The sequence below is a fragment of the Bacillus cereus group sp. MG20 genome (assembly GCF_040459885.1).
GTDB lineage: Bacteria > Bacillota > Bacilli > Bacillales > Bacillaceae_G > Bacillus_A > Bacillus_A cereus.
Genome location: NZ_JARVHF010000001.1, coordinates 2869570 through 2882861, shown reverse-complemented (window position 1 = coordinate 2882861; position 13292 = coordinate 2869570). Strand labels below are relative to the sequence as shown.

The following is a 13292-nucleotide window of genomic DNA, read 5'->3' as shown; positions in this document are numbered from 1 at the left end:
CTATCCCCACCTTTACAACAGGAACGCTCTATCTCATGGTACTTTTCATACATTACTAGATTGTTCGCTTTCCTGAATCCATTTAAATAAAAGTGCATGTTCTTTTTCAAAACTTCTACAATATTTAACTGCTTTATCTTAGTTATCAATCTTTTACAAAAGTTATATTTATTTATATTTCAGTGTTCTTAACATTGCGCATAATATTCGAGCCCTAAGTTCATCTCGAGAAGGAACATCCATTGATAATACAGAACGGTCTATTACACTTAACATCAGTTTCGCTTCACGATTTGTTATGATTCCCTCTTCTATTAAACGTATAATCATACTTTCTGCATTCCCTTGCGCAACGCTATGATCAATCATATGAAGCATTTGATCAATAATGTCTATATCATCATGCAGTTTGACTTTTATAATGCGAATGTAACCTCCTCCACCACGTTTACTTTCTACTACAAATCCTCTTTCTAACGTAAAACGGGTATTGATTACATAATTGATTTGAGATGGTACGCACTCGAATCGATCCGCAATCTCATTTCTCTTGATTTCAATCACATTATTATTACTTAAGTCAATAACTTGCTTTAGATATTGCTCAATGATATCAGATATATTTCTCATTTATCCGCCACCTTTATTGACTTTGACTATCTTTGACTTTAATTATATACGTATTAATAAAATTTGCAACTCTTTTGCTTATTCACTATCCTAGCCACATTCCCCTGTATTTAAACAAAATATGAATACTTTAAACACATTTTTTATTACTATGGATTATAAAATAAAACACGAAAAAACACGAGTCATTTGACTCGTGTTTTAGTTGCTTGGCGACGTCCTACTCTCACAGGGACAAGGTCCCAACTACCATCGGCGCTAGAGAGCTTAACTTCCGTGTTCGGTATGGGAACGGGTGTGACCTCTCTGCCATCATCACCAAACTATGAAGGCATATTCCTTCAAAACTAGATAACATTGCTTCATATTATATGGTTAAGTCCTCGATCTATTAGTATTCGTCAGCTCCACATGTCACCATGCTTCCACCTCGAACCTATCAACCTGATCATCTTTCAGGGATCTTACTAGCTTACGCTATGGGAAATCTCATCTTGAGGGGGGCTTCATGCTTAGATGCTTTCAGCACTTATCCCTTCCGCACATAGCTACCCAGCTATGCCCTTGGCAGAACAACTGGTACACCAGCGGTGCGTCCATCCCGGTCCTCTCGTACTAAGGACAGCTCCTCTCAAATTTCCTACGCCCACGACGGATAGGGACCGAACTGTCTCACGACGTTCTGAACCCAGCTCGCGTACCGCTTTAATGGGCGAACAGCCCAACCCTTGGGACCGACTACAGCCCCAGGATGCGATGAGCCGACATCGAGGTGCCAAACCTCCCCGTCGATGTGGACTCTTGGGGGAGATAAGCCTGTTATCCCCGGGGTAGCTTTTATCCGTTGAGCGATGGCCCTTCCATGCGGAACCACCGGATCACTAAGCCCGACTTTCGTCCCTGCTCGACTTGTAGGTCTCGCAGTCAAGCTCCCTTATGCCTTTGCACTCTACGAATGATTTCCAACCATTCTGAGGGAACCTTTGGGCGCCTCCGTTACACTTTAGGAGGCGACCGCCCCAGTCAAACTGCCCACCTGACACTGTCTCCCGGGTCGATAAGACCCGTAGGTTAGAATTTCAATACAGTCAGGGCGGTATCCCACCAGCGCCTCCACCGAAGCTAGCGCTCCGGTTTCAATGGCTCCCGCCTATCCTGTACAAACTGTACCAAAATTCAATATCAGGCTACAGTAAAGCTCCACGGGGTCTTTCCGTCCTGTCGCGGGTAACCTGCATCTTCACAGGTACTATAATTTCACCGAGTCTCTGGTTGAGACAGTGCCCAAATCGTTACACCTTTCGTGCGGGTCGGAACTTACCCGACAAGGAATTTCGCTACCTTAGGACCGTTATAGTTACGGCCGCCGTTTACTGGGGCTTCAGTTCAGAGCTTCGCTTACGCTAACCCCTCTCCTTAACCTTCCAGCACCGGGCAGGTGTCACCCCCTATACTTCGCCTTACGGCTTCGCAGAGAGCTGTGTTTTTGCTAAACAGTCGCTTGGGCCTATTCACTGCGGCTTTCCGTTAAGAAAGCACCCCTTCTCCCGAAGTTACGGGGTCATTTTGCCGAGTTCCTTAACCAGAGTTCTCTCGCACACCTTAGGATTCTCTCCTCGCCTACCTGTGTCGGTTTGCGGTACAGGCACCTTTTATCTCGCTAGAAGCTTTTCTTGGCAGCGGGGAATCAAAGACTTCGCTCCATAAGGAGCTTCCCCATCACAGCTCAGCCTTCACGATAAGCGGATTTGCCTACTTATCAGCCTAACTGCTTGGACGTGCACAACCAATCGCACGCTTCTTCTATCCTTCTGCGTCCCTCCATTGCTCAAACGATAAAGAGGTGGTACAGGAATATCAACCTGTTGTCCATCGCCTACGCCTGTCGGCCTCGGCTTAGGTCCTGACTAACCCTGAGCGGACGAGCCTTCCTCAGGAAACCTTAGGCATTCGGTGGACGGGATTCTCACCCGTCTTTCGCTACTCATACCGGCATTCTCACTTCTAAGCGCTCCACCAGTCCTTCCGGTCTGACTTCACTGCACTTAGAACGCTCCCCTACCACTGATACCATTGGTATCAATTCGCAGCTTCGGTGGTGTATTTAGCCCCGGTACATTTTCGGCGCAGAGTCACTCGACTAGTGAGCTATTACGCACTCTTTAAATGGTGGCTGCTTCTAAGCCAACATCCTAGTTGTCTAAGCAACTCCACATCCTTTTCCACTTAATACACACTTTGGGACCTTAGCTGGCGATCTGGGCTGTTTCCCTCTTGACTACGGATCTTATCACTCGCAGTCTGACTCCTAAGGATAAGTCATTGGCATTCGGAGTTTGACTGAATTCGGTAATCCGATGAGGACCCCTAGTTCAATCAGTGCTCTACCTCCAAGACTCTTACACTTAAGGCTAGCCCTAAAGCTATTTCGGGGAGAACCAGCTATCTCCAGGTTCGATTGGAATTTCTCCGCTACCCACACCTCATCCCCGCACTTTTCAACGTGCGTGGGTTCGGGCCTCCATTCAGTGTTACCTGAACTTCACCCTGGACATGGGTAGATCACCTGGTTTCGGGTCTACGACCACGTACTAAACGCCCTATTCAGACTCGCTTTCGCTGCGGCTCCGCCTCTTCAGCTTAACCTTGCACGGGATCGTAACTCGCCGGTTCATTCTACAAAAGGCACGCCATCACCCATTAACGGGCTCTGACTATTTGTAGGCACACGGTTTCAGGATCTCTTTCACTCCCCTTCCGGGGTGCTTTTCACCTTTCCCTCACGGTACTGGTTCACTATCGATCACTAGGGAGTATTTAGCCTTGGGAGATGGTCCTCCCAGATTCCGACGGAATTTCACGTGTTCCGCCGTACTCAGGATACATTCAAGAGAGAACGAAGTTTCGACTACGGGGTTGTTACCCTCTACGACGGACCTTTCCAGGTCGCTTCGTCTACCTCGTTCCTTTGTAACTCCGTATAGAATGTCCTACAACCCCAAGAGGCAAGCCTCTTGGTTTGGGCTATGTTCCGTTTCGCTCGCCGCTACTCAGGAAATCGCATTTGCTTTCTCTTCCTCCAGGTACTTAGATGTTTCAGTTCCCTGGGTCTGTCTTCCATACCCTATGTATTCAGGTAAGGATACCATACCATTACGTATAGTGGGTTTCCCCATTCGGAAATCTTCGGATCAAAGCTTACTTACAGCTCCCCGAAGCATATCGGCGTTAGTCCCGTCCTTCATCGACTCCTAGTGTCAAGGCATCCACCGTGCGCCCTTTCTAACTTAACCAAACTAAAAATTAAAAAATATGAGCTACACTGTTATCTAGTTTTCAAAGAACATACATTTATATATGAGAGATAGTTCTCTCAAAACTGAACAAAACGAAACACGGAAACTTATATTGATGAACAGCGTTCATCAATTCTCCATAGAAAGGAGGTGATCCAGCCGCACCTTCCGATACGGCTACCTTGTTACGACTTCACCCCAATCATCTGTCCCACCTTAGGCGGCTGGCTCCAAAAAGGTTACCCCACCGACTTCGGGTGTTACAAACTCTCGTGGTGTGACGGGCGGTGTGTACAAGGCCCGGGAACGTATTCACCGCGGCATGCTGATCCGCGATTACTAGCGATTCCAGCTTCATGTAGGCGAGTTGCAGCCTACAATCCGAACTGAGAACGGTTTTATGAGATTAGCTCCACCTCGCGGTCTTGCAGCTCTTTGTACCGTCCATTGTAGCACGTGTGTAGCCCAGGTCATAAGGGGCATGATGATTTGACGTCATCCCCACCTTCCTCCGGTTTGTCACCGGCAGTCACCTTAGAGTGCCCAACTTAATGATGGCAACTAAGATCAAGGGTTGCGCTCGTTGCGGGACTTAACCCAACATCTCACGACACGAGCTGACGACAACCATGCACCACCTGTCACTCTGCTCCCGAAGGAGAAGCCCTATCTCTAGGGTTTTCAGAGGATGTCAAGACCTGGTAAGGTTCTTCGCGTTGCTTCGAATTAAACCACATGCTCCACCGCTTGTGCGGGCCCCCGTCAATTCCTTTGAGTTTCAGCCTTGCGGCCGTACTCCCCAGGCGGAGTGCTTAATGCGTTAACTTCAGCACTAAAGGGCGGAAACCCTCTAACACTTAGCACTCATCGTTTACGGCGTGGACTACCAGGGTATCTAATCCTGTTTGCTCCCCACGCTTTCGCGCCTCAGTGTCAGTTACAGACCAGAAAGTCGCCTTCGCCACTGGTGTTCCTCCATATCTCTACGCATTTCACCGCTACACATGGAATTCCACTTTCCTCTTCTGCACTCAAGTCTCCCAGTTTCCAATGACCCTCCACGGTTGAGCCGTGGGCTTTCACATCAGACTTAAGAAACCACCTGCGCGCGCTTTACGCCCAATAATTCCGGATAACGCTTGCCACCTACGTATTACCGCGGCTGCTGGCACGTAGTTAGCCGTGGCTTTCTGGTTAGGTACCGTCAAGGTGCCAGCTTATTCAACTAGCACTTGTTCTTCCCTAACAACAGAGTTTTACGACCCGAAAGCCTTCATCACTCACGCGGCGTTGCTCCGTCAGACTTTCGTCCATTGCGGAAGATTCCCTACTGCTGCCTCCCGTAGGAGTCTGGGCCGTGTCTCAGTCCCAGTGTGGCCGATCACCCTCTCAGGTCGGCTACGCATCGTTGCCTTGGTGAGCCGTTACCTCACCAACTAGCTAATGCGACGCGGGTCCATCCATAAGTGACAGCCGAAGCCGCCTTTCAATTTCGAACCATGCAGTTCAAAATGTTATCCGGTATTAGCCCCGGTTTCCCGGAGTTATCCCAGTCTTATGGGCAGGTTACCCACGTGTTACTCACCCGTCCGCCGCTAACTTCTTGAGAGCAAGCTCTCAATCCATTCGCTCGACTTGCATGTATTAGGCACGCCGCCAGCGTTCATCCTGAGCCAGGATCAAACTCTCCAATAAAGTTAGTTTGTCTAGCATCTAAAAATAAAAATTGACGTTTCACGTTGTTTGTTTCGTTCAGTTTTCAAAGAACTAATGGTGGAGCCTAGCGGGATCGAACCGCTGACCTCCTGCGTGCAAGGCAGGCGCTCTCCCAGCTGAGCTAAGGCCCCAAACAAGTATCGGGAAGACAGGATTTGAACCTGCGACCCCCTGGTCCCAAACCAGGTGCTCTACCAAGCTGAGCCACTTCCCGAAAGAAAACGCGCCCGAGAGGAGTCGAACCCCTAACCTCTTGATCCGTAGTCAAACGCTCTATCCAATTGAGCTACGGGCGCATATGGTGCCGAGGGCGGGGGTCGAACCCGCACGGTGGTCACCCACCGCAGGATTTTAAGTCCTGTGCGTCTGCCTGTTCCGCCACCCCGGCATGTCATATTGAAAATTGGAGCGGAAGACGGGATTCGAACCCGCGACCCCAACCTTGGCAAGGTTGTATTCTACCACTGAACTACTTCCGCAAGACATGTTTGAGATATTTTATTAAAAGTGCGGGTGAAGGGAGTCGAACCCCCACGCCAAAGGCGCTAGATCCTAAGTCTAGTGCGTCTGCCAATTCCGCCACACCCGCATATTTCATTAAAATGGTGAGCCATGAAGGATTCGAACCTTCGACCCTCTGATTAAAAGTCAGATGCTCTACCAACTGAGCTAATGGCTCTCAAAATTAAAACTGGTGCCGACTAGAGGACTTGAACCCCCAACCTACTGATTACAAGTCAGTTGCTCTACCAATTGAGCTAAGTCGGCTAAATGGTGGAGGATGACGGGATCGAACCGCCGACCCCCTGCTTGTAAGGCAGGTGCTCTCCCAGCTGAGCTAATCCTCCGTTTGCCTGGCAACGTCCTACTCTCACAGGGACAAGGTCCCAACTACCATCGGCGCTAGAGAGCTTAACTTCCGTGTTCGGTATGGGAACGGGTGTGACCTCTCTGCCATCATTACCAGACTGTATTCATTTAAGACAAGAATTATTGTAACTCATTTAACTTCTAAAGTCAACAAGTTTTTTATATTCTTTCAAAACTAGATAACATTGCTTCATATTATATGGTTAAGTCCTCGATCTATTAGTATTCGTCAGCTCCACATGTCACCATGCTTCCACCTCGAACCTATCAACCTGATCATCTTTCAGGGATCTTACTAGCTTACGCTATGGGAAATCTCATCTTGAGGGGGGCTTCATGCTTAGATGCTTTCAGCACTTATCCCTTCCGCACATAGCTACCCAGCTATGCCCTTGGCAGAACAACTGGTACACCAGCGGTGCGTCCATCCCGGTCCTCTCGTACTAAGGACAGCTCCTCTCAAATTTCCTACGCCCACGACGGATAGGGACCGAACTGTCTCACGACGTTCTGAACCCAGCTCGCGTACCGCTTTAATGGGCGAACAGCCCAACCCTTGGGACCGACTACAGCCCCAGGATGCGATGAGCCGACATCGAGGTGCCAAACCTCCCCGTCGATGTGGACTCTTGGGGGAGATAAGCCTGTTATCCCCGGGGTAGCTTTTATCCGTTGAGCGATGGCCCTTCCATGCGGAACCACCGGATCACTAAGCCCGACTTTCGTCCCTGCTCGACTTGTAGGTCTCGCAGTCAAGCTCCCTTATGCCTTTGCACTCTACGAATGATTTCCAACCATTCTGAGGGAACCTTTGGGCGCCTCCGTTACACTTTAGGAGGCGACCGCCCCAGTCAAACTGCCCACCTGACACTGTCTCCCGGGTCGATAAGACCCGTAGGTTAGAATTTCAATACAGTCAGGGCGGTATCCCACCAGCGCCTCCACCGAAGCTAGCGCTCCGGTTTCAATGGCTCCCGCCTATCCTGTACAAACTGTACCAAAATTCAATATCAGGCTACAGTAAAGCTCCACGGGGTCTTTCCGTCCTGTCGCGGGTAACCTGCATCTTCACAGGTACTATAATTTCACCGAGTCTCTGGTTGAGACAGTGCCCAAATCGTTACACCTTTCGTGCGGGTCGGAACTTACCCGACAAGGAATTTCGCTACCTTAGGACCGTTATAGTTACGGCCGCCGTTTACTGGGGCTTCAGTTCAGAGCTTCGCTTACGCTAACCCCTCTCCTTAACCTTCCAGCACCGGGCAGGTGTCACCCCCTATACTTCGCCTTACGGCTTCGCAGAGAGCTGTGTTTTTGCTAAACAGTCGCTTGGGCCTATTCACTGCGGCTTTCCGTTAAGAAAGCACCCCTTCTCCCGAAGTTACGGGGTCATTTTGCCGAGTTCCTTAACCAGAGTTCTCTCGCACACCTTAGGATTCTCTCCTCGCCTACCTGTGTCGGTTTGCGGTACAGGCACCTTTTATCTCGCTAGAAGCTTTTCTTGGCAGCGGGGAATCAAAGACTTCGCTCCATAAGGAGCTTCCCCATCACAGCTCAGCCTTCACGATAAGCGGATTTGCCTACTTATCAGCCTAACTGCTTGGACGTGCACAACCAATCGCACGCTTCTTCTATCCTTCTGCGTCCCTCCATTGCTCAAACGATAAAGAGGTGGTACAGGAATATCAACCTGTTGTCCATCGCCTACGCCTGTCGGCCTCGGCTTAGGTCCTGACTAACCCTGAGCGGACGAGCCTTCCTCAGGAAACCTTAGGCATTCGGTGGACGGGATTCTCACCCGTCTTTCGCTACTCATACCGGCATTCTCACTTCTAAGCGCTCCACCAGTCCTTCCGGTCTGACTTCACTGCACTTAGAACGCTCCCCTACCACTGATACCATTGGTATCAATTCGCAGCTTCGGTGGTGTATTTAGCCCCGGTACATTTTCGGCGCAGAGTCACTCGACTAGTGAGCTATTACGCACTCTTTAAATGGTGGCTGCTTCTAAGCCAACATCCTAGTTGTCTAAGCAACTCCACATCCTTTTCCACTTAATACACACTTTGGGACCTTAGCTGGCGATCTGGGCTGTTTCCCTCTTGACTACGGATCTTATCACTCGCAGTCTGACTCCTAAGGATAAGTCATTGGCATTCGGAGTTTGACTGAATTCGGTAATCCGATGAGGACCCCTAGTTCAATCAGTGCTCTACCTCCAAGACTCTTACACTTAAGGCTAGCCCTAAAGCTATTTCGGGGAGAACCAGCTATCTCCAGGTTCGATTGGAATTTCTCCGCTACCCACACCTCATCCCCGCACTTTTCAACGTGCGTGGGTTCGGGCCTCCATTCAGTGTTACCTGAACTTCACCCTGGACATGGGTAGATCACCTGGTTTCGGGTCTACGACCACGTACTAAACGCCCTATTCAGACTCGCTTTCGCTGCGGCTCCGCCTCTTCAGCTTAACCTTGCACGGGATCGTAACTCGCCGGTTCATTCTACAAAAGGCACGCCATCACCCATTAACGGGCTCTGACTATTTGTAGGCACACGGTTTCAGGATCTCTTTCACTCCCCTTCCGGGGTGCTTTTCACCTTTCCCTCACGGTACTGGTTCACTATCGATCACTAGGGAGTATTTAGCCTTGGGAGATGGTCCTCCCAGATTCCGACGGAATTTCACGTGTTCCGCCGTACTCAGGATACATTCAAGAGAGAACGAAGTTTCGACTACGGGGTTGTTACCCTCTACGACGGACCTTTCCAGGTCGCTTCGTCTACCTCGTTCCTTTGTAACTCCGTATAGAATGTCCTACAACCCCAAGAGGCAAGCCTCTTGGTTTGGGCTATGTTCCGTTTCGCTCGCCGCTACTCAGGAAATCGCATTTGCTTTCTCTTCCTCCAGGTACTTAGATGTTTCAGTTCCCTGGGTCTGTCTTCCATACCCTATGTATTCAGGTAAGGATACCATACCATTACGTATAGTGGGTTTCCCCATTCGGAAATCTTCGGATCAAAGCTTACTTACAGCTCCCCGAAGCATATCGGCGTTAGTCCCGTCCTTCATCGACTCCTAGTGTCAAGGCATCCACCGTGCGCCCTTTCTAACTTAACCAAACTAAAAATTAAAAAATATGAGCTACACTGTTATCTAGTTTTCAAAGAACATACATTTATATATGAGAGATAGTTCTCTCAAAACTGAACAAAACGAAACACGGAAACTTATATTGATGAACAGCGTTCATCAATTCTCCATAGAAAGGAGGTGATCCAGCCGCACCTTCCGATACGGCTACCTTGTTACGACTTCACCCCAATCATCTGTCCCACCTTAGGCGGCTGGCTCCAAAAAGGTTACCCCACCGACTTCGGGTGTTACAAACTCTCGTGGTGTGACGGGCGGTGTGTACAAGGCCCGGGAACGTATTCACCGCGGCATGCTGATCCGCGATTACTAGCGATTCCAGCTTCATGTAGGCGAGTTGCAGCCTACAATCCGAACTGAGAACGGTTTTATGAGATTAGCTCCACCTCGCGGTCTTGCAGCTCTTTGTACCGTCCATTGTAGCACGTGTGTAGCCCAGGTCATAAGGGGCATGATGATTTGACGTCATCCCCACCTTCCTCCGGTTTGTCACCGGCAGTCACCTTAGAGTGCCCAACTTAATGATGGCAACTAAGATCAAGGGTTGCGCTCGTTGCGGGACTTAACCCAACATCTCACGACACGAGCTGACGACAACCATGCACCACCTGTCACTCTGCTCCCGAAGGAGAAGCCCTATCTCTAGGGTTTTCAGAGGATGTCAAGACCTGGTAAGGTTCTTCGCGTTGCTTCGAATTAAACCACATGCTCCACCGCTTGTGCGGGCCCCCGTCAATTCCTTTGAGTTTCAGCCTTGCGGCCGTACTCCCCAGGCGGAGTGCTTAATGCGTTAACTTCAGCACTAAAGGGCGGAAACCCTCTAACACTTAGCACTCATCGTTTACGGCGTGGACTACCAGGGTATCTAATCCTGTTTGCTCCCCACGCTTTCGCGCCTCAGTGTCAGTTACAGACCAGAAAGTCGCCTTCGCCACTGGTGTTCCTCCATATCTCTACGCATTTCACCGCTACACATGGAATTCCACTTTCCTCTTCTGCACTCAAGTCTCCCAGTTTCCAATGACCCTCCACGGTTGAGCCGTGGGCTTTCACATCAGACTTAAGAAACCACCTGCGCGCGCTTTACGCCCAATAATTCCGGATAACGCTTGCCACCTACGTATTACCGCGGCTGCTGGCACGTAGTTAGCCGTGGCTTTCTGGTTAGGTACCGTCAAGGTGCCAGCTTATTCAACTAGCACTTGTTCTTCCCTAACAACAGAGTTTTACGACCCGAAAGCCTTCATCACTCACGCGGCGTTGCTCCGTCAGACTTTCGTCCATTGCGGAAGATTCCCTACTGCTGCCTCCCGTAGGAGTCTGGGCCGTGTCTCAGTCCCAGTGTGGCCGATCACCCTCTCAGGTCGGCTACGCATCGTTGCCTTGGTGAGCCGTTACCTCACCAACTAGCTAATGCGACGCGGGTCCATCCATAAGTGACAGCCGAAGCCGCCTTTCAATTTCGAACCATGCAGTTCAAAATGTTATCCGGTATTAGCCCCGGTTTCCCGGAGTTATCCCAGTCTTATGGGCAGGTTACCCACGTGTTACTCACCCGTCCGCCGCTAACTTCTTGAGAGCAAGCTCTCAATCCATTCGCTCGACTTGCATGTATTAGGCACGCCGCCAGCGTTCATCCTGAGCCAGGATCAAACTCTCCAATAAAGTTAGTTTGTCTAGCATCTAAAAATAAAAATTGACGTTTCACGTTGTTTGTTTCGTTCAGTTTTCAAAGAACTACGTTGTCGCTCGCAAGCGACTTTATCAATATAACATTTTGTTATATTTTCGTCAACAACTTTTTTCAATAAGTTGTTTTTCGTTTGTTTTGCTTGTTACCTTTCGTGGCAACGGATATAAATATACCAGTTTAATTATTAAAATGCAATAGTTTTTCTAATAAAATTTTTAACTTAGTAAAAAAGTATAAAAACAGCACATTTCTTCTATATAAATATAATTTCTCGCACCATCAAGATCTATTATACCCACGCAACTCATACTCAAATAAAAAAAGCTTTGGAGAAATCTCCAAAGCTTAGTCTTGTTTATGACGCATAGCAGGGAATAATAATACATCACGAATAGATGGTGCATTTGTTAATAACATAACTAGACGATCAATACCGATTCCTAATCCACCCGTAGGAGGCATACCGTACTCAAGAGCTTCGATATAATCATCATCCATCATGTGAGCTTCGTCATTACCTTGCTCACGCTCTTTTAATTGAGCTTCAAAACGTTCTTTTTGATCAATTGGATCGTTTAACTCAGTGAATGCATTTGCATGTTCACGTGCAACGATAAATAACTCGAAACGATCTGTGAATCGTGGATCTTCGTCATTCTTTTTCGCAAGTGGCGAAATTTCTACCGGATGACCGTAAATAAATGTTGGTTGAATTAATTTATCTTCTACTTTTTGCTCGAAGAACTCATTAATGATATGACCAACTTCCATTGTATCCTTAATTTCTACATTATGTTCTTTTGCAAGCTCACGCGCTTCTTCTACACTCATCGGAGTCCAGAAATCCGCTCCAGAGTGTTGCTTAATTGCATCTACCATATGAAGACGTGTCCATTCTGGTTCTAGATTAATTTCATAATCACCATATTGGATCGTTGTTGTACCCAATACTTTTTTCGCAATATGAGCAACCATATTTTCTGTTAGTTTCATAATATCATTATAATCAGCGTACGCTTCATATAATTCAATCATCGTAAACTCAGGATTATGACGAGTTGATACACCCTCATTACGGAATACACGGCCGATCTCATAAACTTTTTCTAATCCGCCCACAATAAGACGTTTTAAATGAAGTTCAATTGCGATACGCATATATAATTCCATATCTAACGCATTATGATGCGTAGTGAAAGGACGAGCAGATGCTCCACCCGCAATCGCGTGCATCATAGGCGTTTCTACTTCAAGATAACCGTTGTCATCTAAATATCTTCTCATTTCACGAATGATTTTACTACGAGTAACAAATGTTTCACGACTTTCCATACTTGTAATTAAGTCTAAGTAACGTTGACGGTATCGTTGTTCAACATCTTTTAATCCATGGTATTTATCCGGTAATGGACGAAGAGATTTCGTTAAAAGCGTAAATCCTGTTGCTTTTACTGAAAGTTCTCCAACGTTTGTTTTGAACACTTTACCTTCAATACCTACTAAGTCACCTAAATCTGCTGTCGTAAATAACTCGTACTCTTCATCTCCAACAGTATCTTTACGAACGTAAATTTGAACTTGTCCGTGTAAATCTTGAATGTGTGCGAATCCAGCTTTTCCTTTACCGCGTTTTGTCATAATACGACCAGCGATAGAAACCGTGATTTCCTTCTCTTCTAATTCTTCTTTAGAGAATTCTCCATATAGACTTACTAAGTCGGTTGTTGAATTTGTGCGTTCAAATCGTTTACCGAACGGATCGATTCCTTGCTCACGTAAATTATGTAGCTTTTCACGACGAACAAGCAATTGGTCGTTTAATTCTTCGTGGTTCATGTTATCCATGATATTGATATCACTCCAGCTCTATTAATTTTTACAATATATACAGTATAGCATTTTCTACTCAACTAGAAAAACTGCCAGCAACTAA

General features: G+C 47.7%; 2 protein-coding genes, 9 tRNA genes and 6 rRNA genes. All 17 read right to left on the bottom strand.

Features of this window, described 5'->3' with window-relative positions:
- Positions 1-168: 168 nt before the first annotated feature.
- Positions 169-630: a transcriptional regulator CtsR gene (ctsR, locus tag QCI81_RS14790; RefSeq protein WP_001244560.1), complete on the bottom strand. Its 462-nt coding sequence runs from the start codon at positions 628-630 to the stop codon at positions 169-171.
- Between the two features lie 207 nt (positions 631-837).
- A 5S ribosomal RNA gene (rrf, locus tag QCI81_RS14785) occupies positions 838-953 on the bottom strand.
- Positions 954-1001: 48 nt separating this feature from the next.
- A 23S ribosomal RNA gene (locus QCI81_RS14780) occupies positions 1002-3923 on the bottom strand.
- 146 nt (positions 3924-4069) lie between these two features.
- Positions 4070-5621, bottom strand: a 16S ribosomal RNA gene (locus tag QCI81_RS14775).
- Positions 5622-5697: 76 nt separating this feature from the next.
- Positions 5698-5773, bottom strand: a tRNA-Ala gene (locus QCI81_RS14770).
- Between the two features lie 9 nt (positions 5774-5782).
- Positions 5783-5856: transfer RNA gene (locus tag QCI81_RS14765), tRNA-Pro, on the bottom strand.
- Positions 5857-5864: 8 nt separating this feature from the next.
- Positions 5865-5938 (bottom strand) — tRNA-Arg (locus QCI81_RS14760).
- Positions 5939-5941: 3 nt separating this feature from the next.
- Positions 5942-6030 (bottom strand) — tRNA-Leu (locus tag QCI81_RS14755).
- 16 nt (positions 6031-6046) lie between these two features.
- Positions 6047-6121, bottom strand: a tRNA-Gly gene (locus QCI81_RS14750).
- A gap of 29 nt (positions 6122-6150) precedes the next feature.
- Positions 6151-6231, bottom strand: a tRNA-Leu gene (locus tag QCI81_RS14745).
- Positions 6232-6245: 14 nt separating this feature from the next.
- A tRNA-Lys gene (locus tag QCI81_RS14740) sits at positions 6246-6321 on the bottom strand.
- Between the two features lie 13 nt (positions 6322-6334).
- Positions 6335-6410: transfer RNA gene (locus tag QCI81_RS14735), tRNA-Thr, on the bottom strand.
- Between the two features lie 4 nt (positions 6411-6414).
- Positions 6415-6490 (bottom strand) — tRNA-Val (locus QCI81_RS14730).
- 4 nt (positions 6491-6494) lie between these two features.
- Positions 6495-6610, bottom strand: a 5S ribosomal RNA gene (rrf, locus tag QCI81_RS14725).
- 101 nt (positions 6611-6711) lie between these two features.
- A 23S ribosomal RNA gene (locus tag QCI81_RS14720) occupies positions 6712-9633 on the bottom strand.
- Positions 9634-9779: 146 nt separating this feature from the next.
- Positions 9780-11331 (bottom strand): 16S ribosomal RNA (locus QCI81_RS14715).
- The 16S, 23S and 5S rRNA genes sit together here with 9 tRNA genes alongside, the layout of an rRNA operon.
- A 373-nt stretch (positions 11332-11704) precedes the next feature.
- Entirely contained in the window at positions 11705-13204 is a 1500-nt protein-coding gene (gene lysS, locus QCI81_RS14710) for a lysine--tRNA ligase (RefSeq protein WP_000369686.1), read from the bottom strand.
- Positions 13205-13292: the final 88 nt, after the last annotated feature.

Coding starts and splice junctions, on each gene's coding strand:
- ctsR (WP_001244560.1), bottom strand. CDS start 630: ATGAGAAATATATCTGATATCATTGAGCAATATCTAAAGCAAGTTATT.
- lysS (WP_000369686.1), bottom strand. CDS start 13,204: ATGGATAACATGAACCACGAAGAATTAAACGACCAATTGCTTGTTCGT.